General features: G+C 55.3%; 23 protein-coding genes and 1 pseudogene. 14 read left to right on the top strand and 10 right to left on the bottom strand.

Going from position 1 to position 24414, the window contains the following annotated elements; translation table 11 throughout:
• Positions 1-11 precede the first annotated feature (11 nt).
• The 3 genes and pseudogenes from pnuC to VGM55_RS23175 form a co-directional block, all read right to left on the bottom strand.
• Positions 12-728 carry a nicotinamide riboside transporter PnuC gene (pnuC, locus tag VGM55_RS23185; protein ID WP_331636851.1) on the bottom strand — a complete coding sequence of 239 codons (717 nt, stop codon included), beginning with the start codon at positions 726-728 and terminating at the stop codon, positions 12-14.
• A 2-nt stretch (positions 729-730) separates the two neighbouring features.
• Positions 731-1477: a nucleoside phosphorylase gene (locus VGM55_RS23180; RefSeq protein WP_154188469.1), complete on the bottom strand. Its 747-nt coding sequence runs from the start codon at positions 1475-1477 to the stop codon at positions 731-733.
• A gap of 58 nt (positions 1478-1535) precedes the next feature.
• A pseudogene (locus VGM55_RS23175) lies at positions 1536-2234 on the bottom strand (Crp/Fnr family transcriptional regulator).
• A gap of 217 nt (positions 2235-2451) precedes the next feature.
• On the opposite strand from VGM55_RS23175, the gene VGM55_RS23170 reads away from it, so the two are divergent.
• Both VGM55_RS23170 and VGM55_RS23165 read left to right on the top strand, forming a co-directional pair.
• A complete protein-coding gene (locus VGM55_RS23170; protein ID WP_061277228.1) occupies positions 2452-2784 on the top strand; it encodes a YegP family protein in 333 nt (110 codons plus the stop codon).
• A gap of 136 nt (positions 2785-2920) precedes the next feature.
• Entirely contained in the window at positions 2921-4114 is a 1194-nt protein-coding gene (locus VGM55_RS23165; RefSeq protein ID WP_331636850.1) for an anthrax toxin-like adenylyl cyclase domain-containing protein, read from the top strand.
• A gap of 107 nt (positions 4115-4221) precedes the next feature.
• On the opposite strand, the gene VGM55_RS23160 is transcribed toward VGM55_RS23165, so the two are convergent.
• Complete coding sequence (locus VGM55_RS23160; protein ID WP_331636849.1) at positions 4222-5832, bottom strand: FAD-NAD(P)-binding protein; 1611 nt, start codon at positions 5830-5832, stop codon at positions 4222-4224.
• Positions 5833-6087: 255 nt separating this feature from the next.
• Here VGM55_RS23160 and murQ point away from each other — a divergent pair, with 255 nt between their 5' ends.
• Positions 6088-6996 carry an N-acetylmuramic acid 6-phosphate etherase gene (gene murQ, locus VGM55_RS23155; RefSeq protein WP_154188471.1) on the top strand — a complete coding sequence of 303 codons (909 nt, stop codon included), beginning with the start codon at positions 6088-6090 and terminating at the stop codon, positions 6994-6996.
• A 2-nt stretch (positions 6997-6998) separates the two neighbouring features.
• Positions 6999-8450, top strand: coding sequence for a PTS N-acetylmuramic acid transporter subunit IIBC (murP, locus tag VGM55_RS23150; RefSeq protein ID WP_331636848.1), 1452 nt, complete (start codon positions 6999-7001; stop codon positions 8448-8450).
• 2 nt (positions 8451-8452) lie between these two features.
• On the opposite strand, the gene VGM55_RS23145 is transcribed toward murP, so the two are convergent.
• Positions 8453-9253, bottom strand: a complete 801-nt coding sequence (locus VGM55_RS23145; protein WP_331636847.1) for a helix-turn-helix transcriptional regulator — start codon at positions 9251-9253, stop codon at positions 8453-8455.
• Positions 9254-9262: 9 nt separating this feature from the next.
• Positions 9263-9814 (bottom strand): kinase inhibitor, encoded by a 552-nt coding sequence (locus tag VGM55_RS23140; RefSeq protein WP_154188474.1) that lies wholly within the window; start codon positions 9812-9814, stop codon positions 9263-9265.
• A 302-nt stretch (positions 9815-10116) separates the two neighbouring features.
• Here VGM55_RS23140 and tauA point away from each other — a divergent pair, with 302 nt between their 5' ends.
• Genes tauA through tauD form a run of 4 tightly spaced genes read left to right on the top strand, consistent with a single transcriptional unit; the run spans position 10117 to position 13549 of the window.
• Positions 10117-11091 (top strand): taurine ABC transporter substrate-binding protein, encoded by a 975-nt coding sequence (tauA, locus tag VGM55_RS23135; RefSeq protein WP_154188475.1) that lies wholly within the window; start codon positions 10117-10119, stop codon positions 11089-11091.
• 21 nt (positions 11092-11112) lie between these two features.
• The gene (gene tauB / locus VGM55_RS23130; RefSeq protein WP_154188476.1) at positions 11113-11880 is read left to right on the top strand and encodes a taurine ABC transporter ATP-binding subunit; all 768 of its coding nucleotides are present in this window, start codon (positions 11113-11115) and stop codon (positions 11878-11880) included.
• On the top strand, positions 11877-12704 hold the full coding sequence (gene tauC / locus VGM55_RS23125; protein ID WP_154188477.1) for a taurine ABC transporter permease TauC: 828 nt from the start codon (positions 11877-11879) through the stop codon (positions 12702-12704). Before tauB ends, tauC begins: the two co-directional genes overlap by 4 nt.
• Complete coding sequence (tauD, locus tag VGM55_RS23120) at positions 12701-13549, top strand: taurine dioxygenase (protein ID WP_331636845.1); 849 nt, start codon at positions 12701-12703, stop codon at positions 13547-13549. Before tauC ends, tauD begins: the two co-directional genes overlap by 4 nt.
• A gap of 43 nt (positions 13550-13592) precedes the next feature.
• On the opposite strand, the gene nepI is transcribed toward tauD, so the two are convergent.
• Entirely contained in the window at positions 13593-14774 is a 1182-nt protein-coding gene (gene nepI, locus VGM55_RS23115; RefSeq protein WP_331636844.1) for a purine ribonucleoside efflux pump NepI, read from the bottom strand.
• Positions 14775-15363: 589 nt separating this feature from the next.
• On the opposite strand from nepI, the gene fimA reads away from it, so the two are divergent.
• From fimA to sfmF, 6 genes are all read left to right on the top strand, one after another.
• On the top strand, positions 15364-15918 hold the full coding sequence (fimA, locus tag VGM55_RS23110; RefSeq protein WP_038478773.1) for a type 1 fimbrial major subunit FimA: 555 nt from the start codon (positions 15364-15366) through the stop codon (positions 15916-15918).
• A 78-nt stretch (positions 15919-15996) separates the two neighbouring features.
• The gene (gene fimI / locus VGM55_RS23105; RefSeq protein ID WP_154189409.1) at positions 15997-16542 is read left to right on the top strand and encodes a type 1 fimbrial protein subunit FimI; all 546 of its coding nucleotides are present in this window, start codon (positions 15997-15999) and stop codon (positions 16540-16542) included.
• Between the two features lie 77 nt (positions 16543-16619).
• Positions 16620-17282, top strand: coding sequence for a type 1 fimbria chaperone FimC (gene fimC, locus VGM55_RS23100; protein ID WP_414648309.1), 663 nt, complete (start codon positions 16620-16622; stop codon positions 17280-17282).
• Positions 17283-17313: 31 nt separating this feature from the next.
• Positions 17314-19908: a fimbrial biogenesis usher protein gene (locus VGM55_RS23095; protein WP_331636842.1), complete on the top strand. Its 2595-nt coding sequence runs from the start codon at positions 17314-17316 to the stop codon at positions 19906-19908.
• Between the two features lie 25 nt (positions 19909-19933).
• Complete coding sequence (fimH, locus tag VGM55_RS23090) at positions 19934-20938, top strand: type 1 fimbria D-mannose specific adhesin FimH (protein WP_154189354.1); 1005 nt, start codon at positions 19934-19936, stop codon at positions 20936-20938.
• A gap of 10 nt (positions 20939-20948) precedes the next feature.
• On the top strand, positions 20949-21470 hold the full coding sequence (gene sfmF, locus VGM55_RS23085) for a fimbria assembly protein (RefSeq protein ID WP_154189355.1): 522 nt from the start codon (positions 20949-20951) through the stop codon (positions 21468-21470).
• A gap of 77 nt (positions 21471-21547) precedes the next feature.
• Here the strand turns inward: sfmF and fimZ are convergent, their stop codons facing one another.
• The 3 genes from fimZ to VGM55_RS23070 all read right to left on the bottom strand — a co-directional run bounded on the left by fimZ (position 21548) and on the right by VGM55_RS23070 (position 24200).
• Positions 21548-22180, bottom strand: a complete 633-nt coding sequence (gene fimZ, locus VGM55_RS23080) for a fimbria biosynthesis transcriptional regulator FimZ (protein ID WP_154189356.1) — start codon at positions 22178-22180, stop codon at positions 21548-21550.
• 578 nt (positions 22181-22758) lie between these two features.
• Positions 22759-23367 carry a DNA-binding response regulator gene (locus VGM55_RS23075; RefSeq protein WP_331636841.1) on the bottom strand — a complete coding sequence of 203 codons (609 nt, stop codon included), beginning with the start codon at positions 23365-23367 and terminating at the stop codon, positions 22759-22761.
• A gap of 125 nt (positions 23368-23492) precedes the next feature.
• A complete protein-coding gene (locus VGM55_RS23070; RefSeq protein ID WP_331636840.1) occupies positions 23493-24200 on the bottom strand; it encodes an EAL domain-containing protein in 708 nt (235 codons plus the stop codon).
• Positions 24201-24414 lie beyond the last annotated feature (214 nt).

The raw sequence follows: 24414 nt of genomic DNA, 5'->3' as shown, positions 1-24414 counted from the left end.
AATAAAAAGATTTAAGCCAGCGGCCGGGAGCCAATCATTCGGGCGCTCTTAATCCACGCCATAGATCCCATCACCGCAATCGCCGTCAGCAGGATGTACTCCAGCGACATGGCATACACGCCCTGAATGGCGTAAATCACTACGCTAATCACGTCGATAACCACCCACAGCAGCCAGTTCTCAACGTATTTACGGGTCATCAGCACCATCGCGGCGATCGACAGGATCAACATCGCGGAATCCCACAGCGGGAAGGCATCCGGCTGCAGCTGCGGCATCTCAACCGCCACGCCGAGGCTCTGCATAATGCCCACCGCGATGCGGGTCAGCACGGCGAAGACCGGGTCGATGAAGAAGGTCATCAGCGCGATGGCGATCAGGCACACCGCCACCAGCGTGAATGCCTTGCTGCGCGGCAGCCAGCGGATCTTCAGCGCGGCCTCGTTGGCCTCGTTTTGGCGGCTCCATGCGTACCAGCCGTACAGGTTGGCGGCGAAGAAGAACACCTGCAGCAGCAGGCTGGCGTAAAGCTGGATCTGGAAGAAGATCGCCGCAAACAGCGTGACGTTAATCAGGCCGAACAGGTAGTTGATGATCTTCTCTTTGCTGGCGAACCAGATGCAGAGCAGGCCGAAAACGGTGCCGATGGCCTCGATCCACGAGAGCGCGTAGCCGCCTTCGCCGAGCGGAATGGTGACCATCACATTCTTAATGCTGAAGAAATCCATGATTACTGCTCCTGGCTGTCAAGGTAGAGCGCTTCGAGGGCGAGTAAGATCTCGCGGGATTCACCCTGCAGGCAGGACTGTTCCTGCTGCTGGTAGTTGTTAATGCCTTCTTCAAGATTGCCGCTGTGTTCAACCACGACGTTAAGCACGGAGGCGATGCGTAAGCCGCGCAGCGCGCCGACCACCATTAGCGGCGCCGTTTCCATATCCGCGGCGAGGATGCCCTTGCCGGACCAGAACTGGTTAATCTCGTCTTCGCGTTCGGTGTAGAAGCTGTCGTGGCTGCGCACGTAGCCGCAGTGGCTGGCGTAGCCCAGGCGTTTGGCCTGTTGAGCGAGATGGTGCACCAGGCCGATGTCCGCGCAGGCCGGGTAGCCTTTGTCGATGTACATCTGGCTGGTGCCGTCGTCCCGCACGGCGGCGGTGGCGATGACGAGGTCACCGAGGCGAATATGGTTTTGCATCGCCCCGCAGCTGCCGATGCGAATCAGGTTGGTGACGCCAATCTGGCGCAGCTCTTCCACGGCGATGGCGGTAGAAGGCCCGCCCATGCCGGTAGACATCACCAGGACTTCCACGCCGCGAAACCAGCCGCGCAGGGCGCGATATTCCCGGTTGCTGCCAAAGTCTTCTACGTTGTCCAGAAACTGAGCGACGTGTTCCACGCGTTTAGGATCGCCCGGCAGGAGCGCATAACGGGCGTGCGTCATCTCCCGGCTGAGCCGGATATGGGGCTGGAGTTGGGTCATGATATTTACCTGGCGTTAAACGAGCCATTTGGCATGGCTCAGGATTGGCTGCTGTTATTTAATGTTCGGCGTGCTGGCGCAGGCGTTGAGGATCGAGAACCTGAATCTGCTCGCCGTGAATCGCAATAATATTGTCTTCCCGCAGTTCGGATAAAATCCGGTTAATGCTGCGCGGCGCCACCGCAAACTGCTCGCTTAATTGCTGCTTATTAAGCGGGATGCTGCTCTGTATTTGCTGGTATTTCTGCCACAGCACCAGGCAAATACGCTGATGTAACGAATAAAGAATGTCTTCTCCGGCCTTTTTGGACAGCTGATAATATTGAACGCTGACGGCCTGTAATATTTTTTGATTAAAGTAATTGTCTAACCCCAGCCAGCGAATAAACTCTTCCCGCGTCAGCACTAATAACGCCGCGTCGCTAACCGCTTCTACCGAGCAGATGTATTGCCGCCGCTCGAAGATTTCCAGCTCGCCCAGCATGTCGCCCTTTTTATAGCGCGCCTGGGAATATTTTCGCCCGTCGTCAGCGGTGGTGAAAACGTCGATTTCCCCTTTAACGATCAGGTGGAATTCATCGCAAATTTCCCCCTGGCGAAAAATCAGCTAGCCGCGAGGGTAATGTTTTAGCTGCCAGCTGCGCAGAATATCCAGCGGGCAATACTTCAGCAGCTCATACAGCGCCGGGTCGCCGGTCACTCTTTCAATGACGCTGAGCCAGTCGCTTTGTCTGCTCTCGTTTTTCATGGTGTTCACTATAAAATTTCCCGTCAAATAAGGACAGGACGCCCGTCCCGCGTTGCCCACAGATTAGCGTGAAAACTGCCAGCGGGATCTGAAATCCGCATCGTGGCCGGGACATTTGTCCCGCCGGTTCGCTGGCGGAGTGGGCGATTTGCTTGTTTTTCGTACATACTGTTTTTGAAGTTCACCCAATCTATTAACTGTTTATGATTTTAATCAAGGAGTTAACATGTCTGGTTGGTTCGAATTAAGCAAAAGCAGCGACGGGCAGTTCAAGTTTGTGCTCAAGGCGGGCAACGGGGAAGTGGTGCTCACCAGCGAGCTGTATAAAACCCGCGCCTCGGCGGACAACGGCATCGCCTCCGTGCGCACCAACAGCCCGCTGGATGAACGCTTCGACAAGAAGGTCGCCAGCAACGGGAAGTTCTACTTCAACCTCAAGGCCGGGAATCATCAGGTGATTGGCACCAGCCAGATGTACGCCACGGAACAGTCCCGGGATAAAGGCATTGCCTCGGTGAAAAATAACGGTGGAACTGAAACGGTGAAAGATAAGACTTAACCGGAACCAGGGGCGGCGGGCGCAAGGCGTAACATCCCCTTGGGTGATGTTTTACGCGATGCTGCACCGGCCACCTTTTCCCGGAAGCAGCGTAGATGATGTGCTGTATTTCGCCGGGAGCCTGAAAGTAATAAAAATGAAAGTGGAATCTACCCCTGCGGCGTATCGCCATGCCGGGCTTCACCTGCCCGCAAAGAATAACGTCCCCGGCACGAGTCTTCAGCTGCTCGTTTGGCAGATCAAAGACAAAACCGGCATCGTGCCTGCGCACCTTATCCCGCTCCAGCGCGTGGCCTCGGAGCACAACTGTATCATCGGCATTCGCCCGGTGGACAAGCTGGCTACGGCGCTGATTGAGGCCGGGCATCCAACCAAAGGTTTTCACATCAAGGGGAAAAGCGCCTCGTGGGGGCCGCAGGCAGGGTTTATCTGCGTGGAGCAGCGTTTTAGCAAGCTGGAGAATGCTTCACCCGAACGAATTGCGAAGTTCAACCTGCAGACGCAGGCCTGTATTGCCGAAGGGCATGCGGCAGCCGTGCCGCTGGAGGTTTCCCAAAGCCGCCTGCACGCCCTTTTTGAGCAGGGGCTTATCGACAAGCTTTCCCCGGAGAATCCCCGCGGCGTGAGCCATCTCAGAGCCAGCGGCCCGGGCGGCGAGCGCTATGCGTTTGAAGCCCTACGCCTGCCGGGAAACGGAGAAGCGCGTTACCTGATCTCCCATCGCGGCGCGCCGCTGGAGGTGCTTGCTCCGCATGCCGAAGCCAGGTCTTTTACTGCAGATTACGACCTGATGGTTATCGCCCCGCACGTCAGCGATTTGGGGCCTGAGGATAATTTACAGGTGCCGGATGTGTCCCATCAGGTATTTCGCCAGCGGCTGGAAAATTACCGTACGCTTCCCGAACACGCGGCTTTGCGGCAGGACTATGACGATCCGGCGAGCTTCTACCGTAAGAGCGACGGTGAGATAGGCAATGCCAGCGAACGCGCCCGCCGGATGATCGGCGTGCTTAATCAGGCGCTGGTGGGTGATGGGGAAAAAGTGGTGCATCATGCAACGGACAGCGCCAACCCGGTGACCGACCCGGAGAGCAACTACCCGGCCACGTTTGCATTGCCGTGCAAAATCGGGCACTTTGAGCCGTTGTGCATCATTGAGAATAAAGATGATTTAGCCGAGCTGGTGATGCAGGCGAAGAACGCGGGCTACCACGTTCCGCTGAATCCGCTGTGGGAAAAAGAGGTGCTTGGCGTGCGCAGCGACAGGTTTACCGCCGCGAAGCTGACGCTGGAAGCGGCGCAGCTGGCAAGGCCGGTTCGGCAGCGCTAATGCTACCTTTGCGAGGCGCGCCGCTTCGCGCCTATGCAGGCTCCGGAACAGCAGGTGAACCTCCTGTTCGTTGTTTTTTGACCTTCCCGTCCCGGCAACGGGCCGCGTTAAAGTTCACTCCAGCGTAAACGCCTGCGCGTTCGTGAGGGCGGCTCTGCCATTCCCTTCGCAATCGCCGCCCCAATTTCCGCGCACACGGTAATCCCCTGCACAAACGGCTGGTCATGCATCAGATACGGCAGCGCGCCAAACGCGATGCGCCCGCGGGCGCACTCGGGTGACAGGAGCGTATAGTCGTCGCCGACGTCCGGGATCTCATCGCCGCAGGCCTCCAGCTGCTGCCTCAGCGTCGCAAACGGCAGATCTCGGGTCTTCAGCGGCTTTTGCCCGCGCGCATCAATAAAAACATCGAACGTCCGGCTTTCTCCCCCGGCGGTAATCACCGTCTGGCTCTCTTTTACATCCATTTTATAGTCCGATCCCAGCGGCAAAACATCGATTACTCCGGCTTCGCGCAGGGCCAGCAACCGGCGGATCGATTCCGGAGGAATGGCCGCATAGTTATCGATAAACACCCGGGCAATACCCGTTTTGAAGCGCTTGCTGTCCTCGCCATCAAGATGAGGCACGATCTCCTGCACGGCTTCGTGCAGCCGCAGGATCGCATAGCGCCACGGCACCGTTCGCCTGTCGCGCTTATTGCGTTCAACTTCCATCAGGTTGGCGTGGGCCCAGCGAAAAGGATCGTTTTTACGGCGATCGGCAAACCAGGCGTGGGCAAAACTGTCGGCATCCAGGGATCCCAGGCTGACGTGCTCGCTCCACGCCGGATCGGCCCGCTCGATTTCTTCAACCATCAGCCGGAAGATCCTGTCGAGCAGGCCGCCTGAACCGGCGGCGATTTCTTTTTCTACGGCCTGCGCGGTGACGACGCATAAAGGTTGATAGGGGAGCGGGCAGTAAAAGTCGGCTTCCGGCAGGATACCGGAGCGGGACATCAACTGGATTGCCAGCGCTTCGCTGCCCTTATCGCGGGTAAATTTAAGCTGTTCGTCATCCGTCCGCGCAAACTCGCCATGCTGCATCACCACGGCCATCGCGGCGTCGATACCGCTGAGCGAGGTGCCCATAATGCCGACTTTGCAGGAGGGGATTCTCGCTTCCATCAGCCCGGACCAGGGGCTGGGGAAAAACGTCCGCGTGGATTCGCTTTCATCCGGCCAGACGTGGCCGGTGGCGATAACGGCGAGGTCAAAATGCTCGGCTACCGGCTCGCCCTGCGCCCATAGGCGTACGGCTTCCTGCGTAACCTCGAGGTCCGTTACCCGGCAGGATTCATGCACTGCGACGGTAAAGCCCCGCTGCTTTGCCTGCGCAACCAGCTGCAGAAACTGGTCGCGAAAATATTCGCCAAGTAAAATACGCGGCAGAAACTGACGAACGTGCAGGGAATCACGCTTCACGCCATAGCGGGCCAGGTGGCTGTCACTTTGCTTGCGCAGCCAGTCGATGTAGGGGGTAAAAATAGGCGGGATTTCAATACTGGCGATGTTTGCCAGCATCATCCGCGAGTTCTCTTCGAGGCTGTATGGCATGCCGATACCCGCCTCCCGCGCCTGCTCATAAACCGAAACCGCCAGCGGGATATTTTTCTTAACGAGGGAGTGGAAGGTATAAATTCCCGTTGGCCCTGCGCCGATAATCGCTACCTTTTTCATCGAGGCTCACTCATCATTATTGTTATCGTGCCCATTTACGGACGGACCTTCTCCATCATGCGAAAGCCCTGTCTGATAAGTGTGGTAGAAAATGAGTATTGAGCCAGTGCGCTTCTGCTTGAATGGTTGTAATAATTTATTCCATTGCTATATCTGGATTTATATCGATAAAAAGCCTTTTCTCGTGATGATTATCACATCGAATGAATAAATAATTCCTTACTATGCCGCTAACCTTTAGAGACGGGATCCCCAATGAAGATTAATTTAAGCAAGCTGGTGACTGAAAGCCGTAACCCGACCAGCGCGGCGATCGACACGCTGTCTACCGTAGACATGCTCAAGGTTATCAATAACGAAGACAAACAGGTGCCGCTGGCGGTTGAAGCCGCGCTGCCGCAGGTGGCTCAGGTGGTGGATAAAGTCGTTGCCGCGTTCGCTCAGGGCGGCAGGCTGATTTACAGCGGCGCGGGGACCTCAGGCCGGCTGGGCATTCTCGATGCAAGCGAGTGCCCGCCAACCTTCGGCACCCCGCGCGAGCAGGTGGTCGGCCTGATTGCCGGCGGGCATCCGGCCATTCTGCAGGCTGTGGAAAACGCCGAAGACAGCCGTGAAATGGGCGAGCAGGATCTGCGGAACCTGAACTTCAGCGCGCGTGACGTGCTGGTGGGCATTGCCGCCAGCGGCCGCACGCCGTACGTACTCGGCGCCATGGCCTACGCAAAAAGCGTGGGCGCTACCGTCGCTGCCATCTCCTGCAATCCCGGCAGCGAAATGAGCCTGGCGGCGGATATTGCGATTGAACCCGTGGTCGGCCCCGAAGTCGTCACCGGCTCTTCACGCATGAAGGCGGGAACGGCGCAAAAGCTGATTCTGAATATGATCACCACCGGGTCGATGATCCGCAGCGGCAAAGTTTACGGCAACCTGATGGTGGACGTAGAGGCAACCAACGCCAAGCTGATTCAGCGCCAGGTCAATATTGTGGTTGAGGCAACGGAATGTAGCCCGGAGCAGGCTGAAGAGGCGCTTAGCGCCTGCAAGCGTCACTGCAAAACGGCGATCTTCATGCTGCTAAGCGGCCTGTCTGCCGAAGAGGCAAGCCGGCTGCTGGCAAAAAATCAGGGCTTTATACGTAAAGCATTGCAGGGGTTAAACGGATAGCGATGGCGAAAATCACCGGCTCAATGATGGAACAAGTCCTGCGCCTGACGGGCGGCAGCGGCAATATTCTTGTCTGCGGCAACTGCATGACCCGCCTCAGGCTGACGCTTAAAGACAGGGATCGCGTTCAGTACGACGAACTGAAAAAGATTCCCGGTGTGATGGGCGTGGTCAACGGCGACGATCAGCTGCAGATCATTCTCGGTCCCGGCAAAGCGCAAACCGCCAGCGAGCTAATGAATGCGATGCTGAGGCAGGGTGGCCAAAGCGAGCCGGAGGGGGGCGAAAGTGCGGATCTGGCCGCGCTCGCCAGCCAGAACAAAAAGCAGATGAAGGCGAAGCAGAACAGCGCGGTGCATAACTTCCTGACGAAGTTTGCCACCATCTTCACGCCGCTTATCCCGGGCTTTATCGCCGCCGGGCTGCTGCTGGGGATTGCCACGCTGCTGCAGCAAACGCTGGTGGTGGAAGGCACAACCCCGGCGGCGTGGCTGACCCAGCTTATCGCCTACATGAAGGTGTTCAGCATCGGGCTGTTCACCTTCCTGAGTATTCTTATCGGCTTTAATACCCAGAAGGCCTTCGGCGGCACCGGCGTGAACGGGGCAATCATCGCCTCGCTGTTTATCCTGCGCTACGTGCCGGAAGGCAAAGTCGGCTACTACGCGGGGATGGACACCTTCTTTGGGCTGACAATTGACCCGCGCGGCAACATCATTGGCGTGCTGCTGGCCTGTATTTTGGGGGCGTGGATCGAACGCCAGGTACGGCGGATGATCCCGGACAATCTGGATATGATCCTTACCTCAACGATCACGTTGCTTATCACCGGGGCAATCACTTTCGTGGCGATCATGCCCATCGGCGGCGAGCTGTTTAAAGGCATGTCGTGGTTGTTTATGCACCTGAACGGCAACCCGTTCGGCACGGCGATTCTGGCCGGGCTTTTCCTGATTGCCGTGGTGTTTGGTATTCATCAGGGTTTTGTTCCGGTCTACTTCGCGCTGATGGATGCCCAGGGCTTCAACTCGCTGTTCCCGATTCTGGCGATGGCCGGTGCGGGGCAGGTGGGCGCGGCGCTGGCCCTGTTTGCCCGCTCGCCGAAAGGCTCGATGCTGCGTACCCAAATTAAAGGGGCGATTATTCCCGGCCTGCTGGGTATCGGCGAGCCGTTGATTTACGGCGTGACGCTGCCGCGGCTTAAGCCATTTATCACCGCCTGTATCGGCGGCGGCGTGGGTGGGTTCTTTATCGGGCTGGTGGCCTGGCTCGGGCTCCCCGTCGGGCTGAATACCGTCTTTGGCCCGTCCGGGTTAGTGTCGATTCCGCTGATGACCTCAAGTCAGGGCATCTTCGCCGGCATGGCGGTTTACGTCGCCGGGATTGTTATCGCCTATGCCGCCGGTTTTATCATGACCTGGTTCTTTGGCAGCAAGAACGTTGATTTAAGCTAATTTCACTGTGCTTTCGTGGCCTGACGCAGCGCGCGTGGCGTTATCTGGAAGCGTTTCTGGAAGCGGGCGGTAAAGCGGGAAGGGCAGAGATAGCCGTTCTCTCTTGCCACTTCGCTTATTGGCGTGTGCGTTGTCTGGATGGCGGCGAGGGCGTTATTCAGCCTCACGTCATCCAGCAAGTTTTGGAAGCTTTCCCCTTCGGCGGCGAGGTGGCGGCGTAGCGTTGAGGTGGACATAAACAGCTGACGCGCCATTTCCGGGGCCGTCCAGCGTGCGCCTGGGTTGGCCAGCAGAAGGTTCTGGCAGCGGCTGACCAGCGAATCCTGTGGGTGAGAGAGGAAAAGATCGCTGATGTTGTTCTTGCCCAGCGTCAGCAAAATCGCCATCGCAAGGTGCTCTAACACCTGGCCCGGCAGCTTTTTCTGCAGGGCGCTTTTTAACTGCTCCCAACAGAAAACCAACTCTTCATTTTGTCGTACACAAAAGCCTCGCTTGCTCTCTTCCTGCGGCTCCAGGGGATAAAACTGCCGGAAGCGATGAATTAATCCCGGCGGCAGATAGAGCATTTCCGCCAGATAAAAACCGCCCTCGGGGTAATTAGCAATGCCAAACTCATGGCCGGAGGGAAACAGGATTATCTGACTGTTATTGGCGATGTCGCTGAGATCGCCCCAGCTCACCACCTTCTTACCCTGGCGTATACGGCACAGCGCAGGCATCAGCAGTTTGACCCGGTGGAGTTCGTGGGCCTGATACATTCGTATTTCCTGTATCTTTACGCGCGATTCTGCTTCTGCCTGCACGGTGACTCCTTATTTAATGCCGTAGACCGGGACCATTTCCGCAGTCGCTATTTTGTTGGCGGTCAGCATGTAGCCGACCAGGGCGCCGCTGGCGTTGCCGTCAATCGGCAGCTTGTCGGTTTTTAACGCCCAGACTTTAAAATGGTAATGATGTGGCTTATCGCCTTTCGGGGGGCACGCCCCGCCAAAGCCGGCATAGCCATAATCGTTTCTGCCCTGTACGGCGCCCGCCGGGAGTTTTGTGCCGTCTTTATTTCCCGCATCGGCGGCAAGGGAAGTCACGGAGACTGGAATATTCACGACCGTCCAGTGCCACCAGCCGCTGCCGGTGGGTGCGTCGGGGTCGTAGGCAGTCACGGCAAAGCTTTTGGTGCCCTTTGGCGCGCCTGACCAGCTTAGCTCGGGCGACTGGTTGCCGCCGGAGCAGCCAAAGCCTTCGAAGACCTGCGCTTTTGTAAGCGGTAAACCGGTTTTCATTTCGCTACTTTTTACCTGAAACCCAGCGGCTTCGGCGGATAACGACAAAAATGCCAGCGCGGCGACGGCAATATGCTTTTTCATAACGACCTCTTGCTTGTTGGAATAATGCTTATTTTAAGGAAGCCGTGAAAGGAATTTCGTGCAGAACGGCGCGCCAATCGTGCCAAAAAGGTCAGAAAGGGTTTGTTTGCCGCCGGGAAAGAAACGTTTTTAATCATTTGGTTCCCCGAACCTGGGGAATAAATCCGTTTATTGTTGGTTTGCGACTATCGATAGCCATTTTTTTTCTAAGGACGGAAAGGCATTAGCGATAATTTTTTATTCTTTTATGGAATCGTTGCCGTTGGAAATACTGCTTTCTCCCCCGAGACAGGAGCAGAATCATGGCAGCAAAACGACACTCACTCTGGCTGGTTGCACTGGCCCTTATTGCGGCTCAGGCCCACGCGGTGGACGTCACCGTGGCGTACCAAACCTCCGCCGAACCCGCCAAAGTGGCGCAAGCCGATGACGCTTTTGCCAAAGATAGCGGCGCGAAAGTGGAATGGCGTAAGTTCGACAGCGGCGCGAGCGTGGTGCGTGCCCTGGCATCGGGCGATGTGCAAATCGGTAATATCGGCTCCAGCCCGCTGGCCGTTGCCGCCAGCCAGAACGTGCCGATTGAAGTTTTCCTGCTGGCCTCCCAGCTCGGTAACTCCGAAGCGCTGGTGGTCAAAAAAGCCATCAAAACGCCGCAGGATTTAATCGGCAAACGTATCGCCGTGCCGTTTATCTCCACCACCCATTACAGCCTGCTGGCTTCCCTCAAACATTGGGGCATCAAGCCGGATCAGGTTCAAATCCTCAACCTTCAGCCTCCGGCAATTATTGCCGCCTGGCAGCGCGGCGACATTGATGCCGCCTATGTCTGGGCTCCGGCAGTGAATGAGCTGGAAAAGGACGGCAACGTGCTGACGGACTCTGCGCAGGTGGGCAAATGGGGCTCCCCGACGCTCGACGTCTGGGTTGTACGTAAAGACTTCGCCGAAAAACACCCTGATGTCGTCACCGCCTTTGCCCGCAGCGCCATTGCGGCCCAGAAAGGCTACATCGACAACCCGGACCAGTGGCTCAAGCAGCCGGACAACCTGAGCAAGCTTTCGCGCCTGAGCGGCGTGCCGGAAACCGATGTCCCTGGGCTGGTGAAAGGCAATACCTACCTGACGGCTAAGCAGCAGGTCGAGCAGCTTAGCGGCCCGGTGAATAAAGCTATCGTCGATACAGCGCACTTCCTGAAAGAGCAGGGCAAGGTGCCGGCGGTGGCAACCGACTACAGCCAGTTTGTGACCGACCGCTTCGTGAAGCCGTTGGCGCAGTAACAGTTAACAGGAGGCACGGCGATGCTACAGGTTTCGCATCTCAGCGCGGAGTACGGCGGTAAAGCGGTACTCGACGACATTAATCTGACGGTGGATGAGGGCGAGCTGCTGGTGGTGCTCGGCCCTTCCGGCTGCGGTAAGACGACGCTGCTTAACCTGATCGCCGGTTTTGTTCCTTACCACGCCGGCAGCATTACGTTGCAGGGCAAAACGGTTGAAGGCCCCGGCGCCGAGCGCGGGGTCGTATTCCAGAATGAAGGGCTGCTGCCCTGGCGCTCGGTGCTGCATAACGTGGCCTTCGGGCTGCAGCTTGCCGGGCAGGCTAAGCCCGAGCGGGAAGAGATTGCGCTCGACATGCTGCGCAAGGTTGGCCTGGAAGATAAGGCGAAAAACGCCATCTGGCAGCTTTCCGGCGGGCAGCGGCAGCGGGTGGGCATTGCCCGCGCGCTGGCAACAAAGCCTCAGCTTTTGTTGCTGGACGAACCCTTCGGGGCGCTGGATGCCTTTACCCGCGAGCAGATGCAAACCCTGCTGCTGAAACTGTGGCACGAAAGCCGCCGCCAGGTGCTGCTGATTACTCATGATATTGAGGAAGCGGTATTCCTGGCGACGGAGCTGGTCTTGCTGTCACCCGGTCCGGGCCGCGTGCTGGAGCGACTGCAGCTTGATTTTGGTCGCCGTTACGCCGCCGGAGAGCCGTGCCGCAGCATTAAATCGGATCCTGAATTTATCGCGAAACGTGAATACGTGCTGAGCCGCGTGTTTGATCGCCGGGAGGGTTTCTTATGAGCGTAGTGATTCACGACAAACCGGCTCGCCGCCGCCTTATGCTGCGCTGGCCGTTTTCGCGACAGCTGACTCTCAGTGCGGCAACGCTGGTCACGCTGGTGCTGCTGTGGTGGTGGGTGGCGGCGCAGCACTGGGTTAGCCCGCTGTTTCTGCCGCCGCCGGGGCAGGTGCTGGCGAAGCTGATTAGCATCGCCGGGCCGCAGGGTTTTATGGACGCCACGCTGTGGCAGCATCTGACTGCGAGCCTGGGGCGCATTCTTACCGCCCTCGCCGCTGCGGTACTGATCGGTATTCCGGTGGGCATTGCGATGGGGCTCAGTACCACCGTGCGCGGCATTCTTGATCCGCTGATCGAGCTTTACCGCCCGGTGCCGCCGCTGGCCTATTTGCCGCTGATGGTGATTTGGTTTGGCATCGGGGAGACATCCAAAATCCTGCTGATTTACCTCGCGATTTTTGCGCCGGTGGCGATGTCCACGATGGCGGGTGTGCGCAGTGCGAAGCAGGTACGTATTCGCGCCGCTCAGGCGCTGGGCGCGTCCCGTTTGCAGGTTATCTGGCATGTGATTTTGCCGGGCGCGCTGCCTGAAATTCTGACCGGCTTCCGCATTGGGCTGGGCGTAGGCTGGTCCACGTTGGTGGCCGCAGAGCTCATCGCCGCCACGCGCGGGCTGGGCTTTATGGTGCAGTCGGCCGGTGAGTTTCTGGCAACGGATGTGGTACTGGCCGGGATCGGCGTAATTGCCGTCATCGCGTTTTGTTTAGAACTGGGGCTGCGGGCGCTACAGCGTCGGCTGACCCCGTGGCATGGAGAAGGGCAATGAGTGAAAAAGTGAACGTTAAGCCATTGGGGCCGTACATCGGGGCGCAGGTCAGCGGCGTGGATCTGACGCGTGGCCTGAGCGATAACCAGTTTGAGCAAATTTATCACGCGTTGATTCGCCACCAGGTGCTGTTTTTCCGCGAGCAGGAGATAACGCCTTCTCAGCAGCGCGCGCTGGCTCTGCGATTCGGCGACCTGCACATTCACCCGGTTTACCCGCACGCGGAAGGCGTGGAAGAAATTATCGTGCTGGATACCCACAATGATAATCCGCCGGATAACGACAACTGGCACACCGACGTGACCTTTATTGAAACGCCGCCTGCCGGGGCGATTCTGGCCGCGAAGCAGCTGCCGGAAACCGGCGGGGATACGCTGTGGACCAGCGGCATTGCCGCTTATGAGGCGCTGTCCGAACCGTTTAAAAAGCTGCTGTCCGGGCTGGAGGCAGAACATGACTTCCGCAAATCGTTCCAGGAGTACAAGTACTCCCATAACGAGGTCGAGCACCAGCGCTGGCGCGAAGCCGTGGCGAAGAACCCGCCGCTGCGCCATCCGGTGATTCGTACTCATCCGGTCAGCGGCAAGCAGGCGCTTTTCGTCAACGAAGGCTTTACCACCCGCATCGTCAACCTGACGGAAAAAGAGAGCGAGGCGCTGCTGGGCTTCCTGTTTGCCCACATCACCAAACCGGAGTTCCAGGTGCGCTGGCGCTGGCAGCAAAACGATATTGCCATTTGGGATAACCGCGTCACCCAGCATTATGCCAACGCTGATTATCTCCCGGCTCGCCGCATCATGCACCGCGCGACTATTCTGGGCGATAAGCCTTTCTGGCGCGGTTGATAGAAAAATAGCGCCTGATATCAGGCGCTATTTTTAGATTTTTTTAAGCCCGAACCTTCACCGCAACCAGCAGGGCCGTTAACAGCATCAGGCTGCCGGATAGCATCAGCGGAGCCAGCAGGCCGAGGTTATCCAGCGCCAGGCCGCCCACTGCCGCGCCGCAGGTGTTGGCCAGCTGAATAACGGCCACCTGAATCGACCCGGCTTTTTCCGCCTGGTCCGCCAGCGAACGGGTGATCCACGTTGACCAGCCTACCGGCACCAGGGCAAAGGCCAGGCCCCAGACAACCGCAATCACCGAAGCCACCGTTTTATTCGTTCCCCACAGCACCAGCACCGCCGCGCTAACGGCGAGAATCAGCGGCGCGCAGGCCAGCGCCAGCTTTAACGAGCGTTTCAGAATAGGCGCGGAAAGCGAGGTGCCGACGAAGCTTGCGATACCAAAGCTCAGCAGCACCAGCGTCAGGCCGTCAACGTCAAAGCCAGACAGCGTCATATAAATCGGGCGGATATAGGTAAAGAACGAGAACTGCCCGGCGAACGCCATAAAGATGGCCAGCATCCCTGCCAGCACGCCGGGGCGCTTTAACAGGCCGAACATATTCTGTTTTTGATGCACCGCTTCGCCCGGCAGTGAGGGCAATACTTTCCAGACCCAAATAATGCAGGCGGCGCCCATCAATGCGGCGGCGTTAAAGACGTTACGCCAGCCGACGATCCCGCCCAGAAAACTGCCCAATGGGGCCGCAATCACCAACGCAATTGACACCGCGCCGAAGATAACGGACAACGCTTTAGGTACCGTTCGCGCCGGTACCAGGCGCATGGTCAGCGAAGCCGACATCGCCCAGAACCCGCCCAGCGCCAACCCGAGGCAGGCACGGCCTAATAGCAACAGCGAGAAACTACCGGCAAACGACACCAGCAGGCAGGAAAGGGTGAGCAGTACGGCAAAAAGCAGCACCACACGGCGGCGATCCGTCGTCCCGATGATATTAGTAATGAAGAGGCTGGCGAACATAGCCACAAACGCGGTCACCGTGACGGATTGCCCGGCAACGCCTTCGGAGATATTCAGTTCCTGTGCCATGGGCGTCAGCAGGCTAACCGGCAGAAACTCAACGGTAATCAGACAGGCGACGCAAAAGGCGATGGCAAAAACGGCTGACCAGTTCGGCCGGGTTACGGTATTGGGCGGGATGGCGTGGGGGGGCGTCTCATTCATCCTGAAGTCCTGAGTAAATTTTTGGTGGCAAGCCGTCCAGTGTATCATCGCTTGCGCAACGTCTTTAACGTTTTGGCAACGTTGACCCTTCACGGGCGATCGGCATTCAATATTCGCCCCTTTTTGTGAAACAAAAAACAAACAAATTTAACAAAAAATAAACAATATTCTTGTTTCTTAAGCACACCATAACCCCCTCAATTAACGAGGCTTTCATCACTTTAGGCCCGTAATCCCGAAAGGTTGTCCCGGTGCTTTCTTAGGCATTATTAAGACCAGGCTTAGATAACATAAAGAATTGGCATCTATTACTTAATTAAAATTTAGCTTAATTTAGCCACACTTCGTAACCCGCTACGAATATTTATAAATTTCATTTTTATTTATTAATGATGATTTTTTTACGGCCATGAAATAACCGGCTGTGGGAATGTTTGTCTTTAATTTTAATGAAACTTCTGAGCTTTTTAAGGAATTCCCACAGGATGTGGGAAATGCGTTATGCGGTCATTTAAGACCGATGATGATTCAAACGGCGTAATGAAGGATGCATTGCTCCGATGTGCGTTTTATATATGAAGGAATACCCATGAAATTAAGCAAAATCGCCTCTTCACTGATTGCCACCGTTGCTCTGGTAAGCGGCGCCGCTAACGCAGCAGATCCTGTTACCGTTAATGGCGGTACCGTGCATTTCCAGGGCGAGCTGGTTAACGCCGCTTGCGCAGTAAGCACTCAGTCCGACGGCCAGATCGTTAAGCTGGGCCAGTACCGTACCGCCGCTTTCACCAAAGTGGGCGATACCTCTTCCCAGATCCCATTCAACATCGTGCTGACCGATTGCGATAGCACCGTTGCGGCTACCGCTTCTGTGGCATTCACCGGCCAGACTGATGCAACCGATCCAACCCTGCTGGCGGTGAACTCAGGCGGTAACGCTACCACCGCGAAAGGCGTAGGTATCGAGATCCTGGATCGTGGTTCTAAGACGCTGTCTCCAAACGGGACCGTGTTCTCTACCGCTCAGACTCTGAACGACGGTGAGAACACCATTCCGTTCACCGCTCGCTATAAAGCTACTGCTGCTACCGCCACTGCCGGTGCTGCAAACGCGGACGCTACCTTCGTAATGAAATACGAATAATCAGCGACAGCTGATAGCACAAGGATGATTCAGCCTCAGGGACGAGGCTTGTCCGACGTGAGTCCAGAGAGGACGATGATGACAAGGAAAATCCTGCTCCTGGCTATTCTGGCAGCGGTGAATCCCGTTCAGGCAAAGCGCATTGTGGTTATCCACGGCGGTGAAGTGCACATGCAGGGCGAGTTGGTCAACGGCGCCTGCGCCGTCGCGCCTGAAAGTCAGGAAATGACCGTGCAAATGGGTCAGTACCCCAGCAACGCTTTTAAAGATGTTGGCAGCTACGCGCCGCCCAGCATCCCTTTTACCCTTCGGCTGACGGACTGCCGCCCGGAGGTTTATGACCATGTTGGTATCGCGTTCCAGGGCTCAACCCCGGCGGAAGATCCTCAGGTATTTCTGGCCACGTCCAGCGTAAGCGGTAATGACGCCAGCAGTGGAATTGGCCTGGCGTTGTTTGACCAACAGCAGCAGTTGATTATTCCAAATAGCGAACCGGCTTCGTATTCGCCAATAACCACGCAGGAAATGAGTTTCCATTTTACTGCGCGTTATCGCTCTGTCTCTAAGCATATGTCGCCCGGAAATATTCGCTCCGACGTCTGGTTCACGCTGGTTTATCCCTGAACCTCTGCTTCTCCATTCTGGCTATTTTGATGGTACCTGTCGTGATGAACAAATTATATAAAGCCGCTTCGGCGCTGATGCTCTCTTTAATGATTACCTCTCTTAATGCGCAGGCTGCGGGCGGTATTGCCCTGGGCGCCACGCGCGTTATTTACCCGGCCGATGCGAAACAAACGTCGCTGGCCATCACCAATAGCGATCCTAAAGAACGCTTTCTGGTGAACTCCTGGATTGAAAACGATCTGGGGCAGAAAGAGAAAAGCTTCGTGGTCACGCCGCCGCTGTTTGTCAGCGAGCCAAAAAGCGAGAACACGCTGCGCATTATCTATGCCGGGCCGCAGCTGCCGACGGATCGCGAGTCCATTTTCTGGATGAACGTCAAAGCCATTCCTTCGGTGGATAAAAACAGCGTTGAGGGTAAAAACGTCCTCCAGCTCGCCGTTCTCTCCCGCATTAAGCTGTTCGTGCGCCCTAAAAACCTGCAGATGCAGCCCGAAGACGCCCTCAAGCAGATTCGCTTCGCCCGTAGCGGCCAGTATCTGAAGATAAGCAACCCTTCTCCTTACTATGTTTCGCTGGTCAACCTGAAGATGGGGAACGAGAAGCTTCCTAACACCATGGTGGCACCAAAAAATAGCGTGCAGGTTGTCGTGCCGTCCGGCGTGCAGGGCGCGGTGAGCTTCCAGACCGTGAACGATTACGGTGCAGTGACAAAAGCACAACCGGGTGTCATGCAGTAAAGCCAGGCTGGCAAAGGGAAGCAGGTAAATCATGAAGACATCAGTCTCGCGTAAGGTTTTTACGCTAGCGCCGCTGACGGCGACCATCCTGGCATCACTCTGGCCTGGACTCGCTGTCGCCGAGAGCTATTTCAACCCGGCATTCTTGTCGGACGATACCGCGGCGGTGGCGGATCTGTCTCGTTTCGAAAAAGGCAGCAGCCAGCCGCCGGGCGTCTACCGCGTGGACATCTGGCGTAACGATGAATTTGTTGCCACCGAAGACGTGAACTTTGCTGCGGCGGATAAGAAACTGTCTGCTTCTGAAGCCGTGAAATCCGGCGGACTAACGCCTTGCCTGGACACCGAATGGCTCAAGCGCCTTGGGCTGAATATGCTCGCCTATCCCGAGCTGGCAAAATTTAAGTCCGGGGAGTGCGTGCCGGTGACGACGGCGGTGCCGGGAGCCGAGATTAGCTACGACTTTTCTCGCCTGCGCCTTGATATTAGCCTGCCTCAGGCTTCGCTTATCAACAGCGCCCGTGGTTACATTCCGCCGGATCAGTGGGATGAAGGGATCCCTGCTGCGCTGCTGAACTACACCTTTACCGGCAACCGTGGGACTTACAACGATAGCTATTATCTGAACCTGCAAAGCGGCCTGAATTTCGGCCCGTGGCGCCTGCGTAATAACGGGGCCTGGAACTACAGCAGCGGCGATGGCCGCCGTCAGAATCAGTGGCAGAACATCAGCACCACGCTGCAGCGCACGATTATTCCGCTGAAGGGTGAGCTGGTCATGGGCGACAGCAACACCGGCAGTGACGTGTTCGACAGCCTCGGATTCCGCGGCGCGCGCCTTTATTCTTCAGACAGCATGTACCCGGACAGCCTGCAGGGCTACGCCCCGACCGTGCGTGGGATTGCTCGCACCAACGCCAAGATCGTCATTCGTCAAAACAGCTATGTGATTTATCAGAGCTATGTCTCTCCGGGCGCGTTTGCCATAAGCGACCTTAACCCGACCTCTTCAAGCGGTGACCTTGAGGTGACGGTTGAGGAGAAAGACGGCACCCAGCAGAAATATACCGTGCCTTATTCCACCGTTCCGCTGCTGCAGCGTGAAGGGCGTTTTAAGTATGACGTTGTTATGGGCGACTTCCGCAGCGGGAATAACCAGCAGGATAAGCCGTTCTTTACCCAGGGGACGCTGGTTGCCGGTCTGCCAGACGGCTATACCGCCTACGGCGGGACTCAGCTGGCAGAGCGCTATACCGCAGTCGCGTTGGGCGCCGGTAAAAACCTCGGCGACTGGGGGGCTATCTCCCTTGATTTGACCCATGCGCGCAGCAAGCTGGCGGATGACAGTGACCATCAGGGGCAGTCCTTGCGCTTCCTGTATGCAAAATCCTTGAGCGACTATGGCACCAACTTCCAGCTGCTCGGCTACCGCTACTCCACGCGTGGTTTTTACACGCTGGATGACGTGGCCTACCGCAACATGGAAGGCTACCAGTATGAGTGGCAAAACAACGACAGCAATCGCCAGGAGCTGGTGGCGACCAGCTATCACAACCTGCGCTACAACAAAAAGGGCCGGTTTCAGGTCAACATTTCTCAGTCTCTGGGAGATTACGGCTCGGTCTATGTTTCCGGCAGCCAGCAAACCTATTGGGGAACCGATCAGGACAACACCTGGTATCAGCTGGGTTATTCCAGCGGTTGGCGCGGCATCAGCTATTCGCTTTCCTTGTCCTGGAGTAAATCCCTCGGCCTTTCAGACACCAACCGTATCGTCGCGTTTAACCTCTCGGTTCCCTTTAGCACGCTGCTTGGTCATGGCTATTCGCGAGATTCGGCGCTGGATCGTGCCTATGCCACGATGGCCACAAGCCGCAGCTCTGACGGTAAAAACAGCTGGCAAAGCGGGGTCGGCGGTACGCTGCTGGAAGGACGCAACCTCAACTACAGCGTCACCCAGGGCCATACCAGCAATAACGGCTATTCCGGCAGCGCCACCGCCAACTGGCAGGCCACTTACGGCACGTTGGGGCTGGGCTACAACTACGACCGTAATCAACATGATTTCAACTGGCAGGCTTCCGGTGGCGTGGTAGGGCATGCGGACGGCGTGACCTTCAGCCAGCCGCTGGGTGACACCAACGTGCTGATTAAAGCACCGGGCGCTTCCGGCGTCAGCATTGAAAACCAGACCGGCGTGAAAACGGACTGGCGTGGCTATGCCGTGATGCCGTACGCCACGGTTTATCGCTACAACCGCGTGGCGCTGGATACCAATACGATGGACAACCACACCGACATTGAAAATAACGTCAGCAGCGTGGTGCCGACCGAAGGCGCGCTGGTTCGTGCCACCTTCGACGCACGCATTGGCGTACGCGCAATTATCGCGGTAAAACGCGGCGACCATCCGGTTCCGTTTGGCTCGGTGGTAAGGGAAGAACAAAGCGGCGTAACCAGCATGGTGGGTGATGACGGGCAGATCTACCTCAGCGGCCTGCCTTTGAAGGGCAAATTGTTGATCCAGTGGGGCGACGGGAAAGGTTCCCAGTGTCGCGCCAGCTACTCCCTGCCGGAAGAGAGCCTGAAGCAGGCTGTCGTCATGGCGACCGCCACCTGCTCATAGCCTGCGGAGATTCAGGAAGATGAAGATGACACTGAACAATTTAATGACCGCGGGGCTGCTGCTGGCCTGCGCGGGGCCCGCTGCGGCAACGGTTTGCTCAAATGCGAACGGTACCCCGACCGATATTTCTTACGACTTATCTGACAAATTTAATAGCAGCAATAACAATGTCGGGCAGATCGTTACCCTGTCCGAAAAATCGGGGCTGATTGGCGTGAATGCGATTTGCCCGAAGGGGACATCGGGGAATACCACCAAGCGTAGCTATGTGACAGATTTGCCCATCCAGGAAGTTGTGGGTAGTTATAAGTATCTAAAAATAAATGACTATCTTAATGGCGCAATGAAAATCAACGACAGCTATGCCGGTGATTTTTATCCGCCGGTAAACTACATGCAAATGGGCTCGCACCCTAACGTGTCGAAGAATAAGCCTTTTGGGGTCACGGATTCGAAGCTGGTGTTCCGTCTTAAAGTTACCCGTCGTTTTATCAACATGGTGCCGATTCCGCGCCAGACGATGTTTCGTGTCTACGTGACGACGACCACCGGTGACCCGTTAAGTACCGTGGTTTACACCATCAGCTACAGCGGCAAAGTTGAAGTGCCGCAGACGTGTGAAATCAACGCAGGTCAGGTGGTTGAGTTCGACTTTGGCAGTATCGGCGCATCGCTGTTCAGCCAGGCCGGGGCCGGTAACCGCCCGCAAAGCGTGACGCCGCAGAGCAAAACCGTGGGCATCAAATGCACCAATATTGATGCGCAGGCTTACCTCACGCTGCGCCTTGAGGCGGAGAAGAGCAGCGGCAACATGATGGTGTCCGATAACAGCGATCTGGGCTTTATTGTGGCCAACGCCAGCGGGACACCGCTGACGCCAAATAATCTTGGCAGCAAAATTAATTTTCAGCTCGATGACACGGCGGCGGCCAGGGTAGGCATTCGCGCCTGGCCAGTTAGCGTAACGGGCGCCAAGCCGAAGGAAGGGCCATTCACCGCCCGCGGCTATCTGCGTGTCGATTTCGATTAAGGGAGCGAGGATGAATAAGTTATCCCTGGCCATGCTTACGCTGGCTTCGTTATGGTTACATCCCGCAGCGAACGCTGCCTCACCGCTGGGTGAGATTAACGTTGAGCTGCGTGGAAACATTGTGGATTATACTTGCGTCGTAGAGACAGGGGGCGACAACAAGACCGTGAAGATGGGATCGTGGCCGACGAAGCAACTACGCACTGCCGGGAGTACGACCCAGGCCATGCCTTTCAGCCTGAGGCTAACGGGCTGCCCGCCGAGTGGGACGGCATCAATCACCTTTTCCGGTAAGAATACCGGCACCGGGCTACTGGCGCTGAACTCAGCCAGTACGGCGAAGAACGTGGCGATCGAGCTTCTTAATGAGGATAAGTCTCGACTGTTGCTGGATAACGCCAGTAAAACGATGCAGGTTGATGCTAACGGTGATGTGACGATGAAGTTTTGGGCCAACTATATTGCTACTGCGGATAATGCCGATGCCGGGCTGGCCAACGCGGATGCGACATTTCTGATTAATTATAATTAAATAAACACCTGAATGGTTCCAGAAAATAACCGGGAGGAGCATTCCCGGTATTTCAGCTTCCTCTGCGTCTTCGTCCCTTATAGCAGTTCATGCACCTTGGCATAATCAATGAGCTCGACAATTGAGGTGAGACCTAGTTTAGAGAATATATTCGCTTTATGTGCGCTTATGGTTTTGTTACTAAGCAATAGCTGTTCGGCGATCTCTTTATTTGATAGGCCATTTGCCAGGTAGCGCAGCACCGTTACTTCACGGTTGGATAGCGGCATATCATCCATCGTTCCGCGCCGGGATTTATGGCTGCTGATAAAGTGCAGCGTCTCCGACGGGAAAAATGAGTAGCCGGAAAGCAACATTTCAACCGCGTTAAATATATCTTCCTGTTCCTTGCGTTTGCTTACAAACCCGTTTGCACCAGCCTGAATCGCACGCCCGGCGTAAAAGGACTCAGATTTTGATGACAGAAACAGGATCTTAGTGTCTTCCTGTATGCCTTTGATTCTTTTGAGTAATGTAAATCCATCGGTGTTGGGGAGTTCGATGTCAAGAATCACCAGATCGACCGGATTCGCTCGCATATAGTCGATAACTTCCCGACCATCATCTGTTTTTAAAACAACATTAATATCTTTATTTTTTTGGAGCAGGACTTCTATCGACATTCTGACAATAGGGTGCTCGTCCATAATGATTACGGATGCCGGTTTCATTTTTTTTGCCTCGATTGTTTGATAAAAACATCGCGTTGACGCAGCGTCAATGGCAGCGAAAGTGATAAACAGTGAGTTGGCGGTTGCCGGTCTTTATGCGGGAACCTCCTTGTTTGTTTTAAAACTTTTCCCTTTTTAAATACGTTATTCAAGACGGAAGAAGTAATGCCTAAATAACTTCACATTTAGCGCTATAAATGCCTTCGCAAATATATAAATGTGATGAGGTGATTATACAGCGCAGTTCTTGTGGGAAAAGTCTGATGTTCCTGGAGGAAATCTGCGTCAATACGAAATGCTGTGTAATTAATTGACCTTTTTATAAATTGAATTAACTAACCTAAATTTTAAGTTAGGCTGGTTGAAAATACTTTTTATTGCAGAAAAAATGACATTTAGCTCTGAATGTTGTTGATTTGTTCTGGATCAAAAAGTGCTGAATGGCGCTAAAGCGGAAAAATTGCTTCCAGGAATAGTTGTAATTGTTATCACTTTGTTTATTTTTAACTCAGGTAAAACATAAAAATTAAGTAAATTCTTAAAATATCTTACCGCTCAGTAGGTTAGTTAGATCGGCATCACACCTTACCTGCAACAGAAATTTCATGAAGCAGATGAAGCAATTTACTGCGGCTTTCCAGCGCCAGTCGACCGAGCAAAACGTTGAAGCGATAAACGACGTGATGGTAGGGTTTCTCAAGAAAAAGGGCGATGGATTTCAATGACTCCCCACGGCTGAGGGCCAGTAAAATTGCCCATTCTTTTATGGAAAAACGTGGCGAGCTGGAAAGGATATCCGGGGCCGGCGTCGTGTTACTTAATGCCTGCTTTAACCCGTCGGGCGTCAGGCGGCGCTCAACAATCTGGCAGTCAACCGCATGGCGAATAAACTGCGCAATTTCAGGTTTCCGCAGCGCGCTGAGCAGGATTATCTGGTGTTGCGGAGTCGAGATTATTTGTTGTCGAATAACTTTCAAAACCTCAAGCGTAGGGGTTTCCAGACTGTCGAGATCGATAATCAGGCGCGCTGCCGGAGACGGTGTCTGATGCGTGAGGACATCGTCCAGTGAGGAATAAACCGGGATGTTAAGATGGTGAAAAAGGCTATCGGTTATGGCGCTGCTGAGAAAGCTATCGGCAGAAAGCAGAATAGCATCGGGCTTCTTTGGTTTTTGGCCCCCGATCAATTGTTGTTGAAGGTATTCAAGTCGGTCGAAAAAAAGTGGCGCAGTGTAGTTAGCGGGGTTTAGAAAATAATCCGTCCGACTACGGCGCTGTTTATTTCGCCTTATAGCTGCGCACATAGGAGCCCTCACAACGACAATGCCTCAGCGTGCAGCCAGCGCTTATGTGGCCATAAATAGCCTTGCCCAAATCCGGCGCCTGCCCGGCGAGCCAGCTCGAGATGAAGCGAGTCTTCGATTCCTTCGATGACAATCTGAGGTGAAATATCAGCGCATTGTGCAACCAATTGCCGAAGTGCACGGTGGTTTTTACTGAGCGTCCATAATGCGTGCTTATCAATTTTTACTCCACCGACATCAATGGCGTAGCGGTGGAAGCTTTGTACACAGGTGTCGGTAACATCATCAAGCCATACCGATATCCTTTGTTGCTGTAACAGCTTAATGCGCTCACAAAGACACAGCTTATGCTGCCGGGAGAGTGTGCCAAAAAGTGGGGCATCCTGTATTTCAATTGTTATCCATGGTTCGCAAACATCAAGCAGTCGCGCAAACAGCCGATCGTCAATCAGTGCCATCAGAGGCAAGTTAAGGAAATATCTACCTGGCACTTGTAGGGACTTTAGCAAGCGAACCTGGTGACAAAAGAGCGCCATGCTGTCTTGAGCCGAAAGGTGTGTAAAAAAAACCTCAGGATCGCGATCCTGCGTTAGTCGACTGAGGATTTCGTGGCTAATAACCTGTCCGGAGAATAAATTAACAATCGGTTCAAAACAGAGCCCGGATATATGTTTGTTAACAGATAATAAAATGTTATCGGCAGAAATATTTATCATTATTTTGTCGCTAATTGTGACAGCTATTACGAAATTGCTGAACGATCAGTGACCTGAGAGGAGTGTAAGGTGTGCTTTCAGCAAAATTGGAGACGATTCTGAAAGTATTCTCTCAATGCTGTGAATGAGTGAATACCGGAGATGGCTTATTCCAGGTTGCGAAAATTCGCAACCCTGATGGTTGACGGGGCAATAATTATGATGATTAAGATTA

Origin of the sequence: Cedecea sp., from assembly GCF_036500665.1 — a bacterium.
Classification (GTDB): Bacteria; Pseudomonadota; Gammaproteobacteria; order Enterobacterales; family Enterobacteriaceae; genus Cedecea.
Note: the sequence above shows the minus strand (reverse complement) of the source record. Positions and strands in the feature narration are given on the sequence as shown.

What these genes read in the sequence shown, in the direction of transcription:
- pnuC (WP_331636851.1), bottom strand. Translation starts at nt 728, where the DNA reads ATGGATTTCTTCAGCATTAAGAATGTGATGGTCACCATTCCGCTCGGC.
- VGM55_RS23180 (WP_154188469.1), bottom strand. Translation starts at nt 1,477, where the DNA reads ATGACCCAACTCCAGCCCCATATCCGGCTCAGCCGGGAGATGACGCAC.
- VGM55_RS23170 (WP_061277228.1), top strand. Translation starts at nt 2,452, where the DNA reads ATGTCTGGTTGGTTCGAATTAAGCAAAAGCAGCGACGGGCAGTTCAAG.
- VGM55_RS23165 (WP_331636850.1), top strand. Translation starts at nt 2,921, where the DNA reads ATGAAAGTGGAATCTACCCCTGCGGCGTATCGCCATGCCGGGCTTCAC.
- VGM55_RS23160 (WP_331636849.1), bottom strand. Translation starts at nt 5,832, where the DNA reads ATGAAAAAGGTAGCGATTATCGGCGCAGGGCCAACGGGAATTTATACC.
- murQ (WP_154188471.1), top strand. Translation starts at nt 6,088, where the DNA reads ATGAAGATTAATTTAAGCAAGCTGGTGACTGAAAGCCGTAACCCGACC.
- murP (WP_331636848.1), top strand. Translation starts at nt 6,999, where the DNA reads ATGGCGAAAATCACCGGCTCAATGATGGAACAAGTCCTGCGCCTGACG.
- VGM55_RS23140 (WP_154188474.1), bottom strand. Translation starts at nt 9,814, where the DNA reads ATGAAAAAGCATATTGCCGTCGCCGCGCTGGCATTTTTGTCGTTATCC.
- tauA (WP_154188475.1), top strand. Translation starts at nt 10,117, where the DNA reads ATGGCAGCAAAACGACACTCACTCTGGCTGGTTGCACTGGCCCTTATT.
- tauB (WP_154188476.1), top strand. Translation starts at nt 11,113, where the DNA reads ATGCTACAGGTTTCGCATCTCAGCGCGGAGTACGGCGGTAAAGCGGTA.
- tauC (WP_154188477.1), top strand. Translation starts at nt 11,877, where the DNA reads ATGAGCGTAGTGATTCACGACAAACCGGCTCGCCGCCGCCTTATGCTG.
- tauD (WP_331636845.1), top strand. Translation starts at nt 12,701, where the DNA reads ATGAGTGAAAAAGTGAACGTTAAGCCATTGGGGCCGTACATCGGGGCG.
- nepI (WP_331636844.1), bottom strand. Translation starts at nt 14,774, where the DNA reads ATGAATGAGACGCCCCCCCACGCCATCCCGCCCAATACCGTAACCCGG.
- fimA (WP_038478773.1), top strand. Translation starts at nt 15,364, where the DNA reads ATGAAATTAAGCAAAATCGCCTCTTCACTGATTGCCACCGTTGCTCTG.
- fimI (WP_154189409.1), top strand. Translation starts at nt 15,997, where the DNA reads ATGACAAGGAAAATCCTGCTCCTGGCTATTCTGGCAGCGGTGAATCCC.
- fimC (WP_414648309.1), top strand. Translation starts at nt 16,620, where the DNA reads ATGCTCTCTTTAATGATTACCTCTCTTAATGCGCAGGCTGCGGGCGGT.
- VGM55_RS23095 (WP_331636842.1), top strand. Translation starts at nt 17,314, where the DNA reads ATGAAGACATCAGTCTCGCGTAAGGTTTTTACGCTAGCGCCGCTGACG.
- fimH (WP_154189354.1), top strand. Translation starts at nt 19,934, where the DNA reads ATGACACTGAACAATTTAATGACCGCGGGGCTGCTGCTGGCCTGCGCG.
- sfmF (WP_154189355.1), top strand. Translation starts at nt 20,949, where the DNA reads ATGAATAAGTTATCCCTGGCCATGCTTACGCTGGCTTCGTTATGGTTA.
- fimZ (WP_154189356.1), bottom strand. Translation starts at nt 22,180, where the DNA reads ATGAAACCGGCATCCGTAATCATTATGGACGAGCACCCTATTGTCAGA.
- VGM55_RS23070 (WP_331636840.1), bottom strand. Translation starts at nt 24,200, where the DNA reads ATGATAAATATTTCTGCCGATAACATTTTATTATCTGTTAACAAACAT.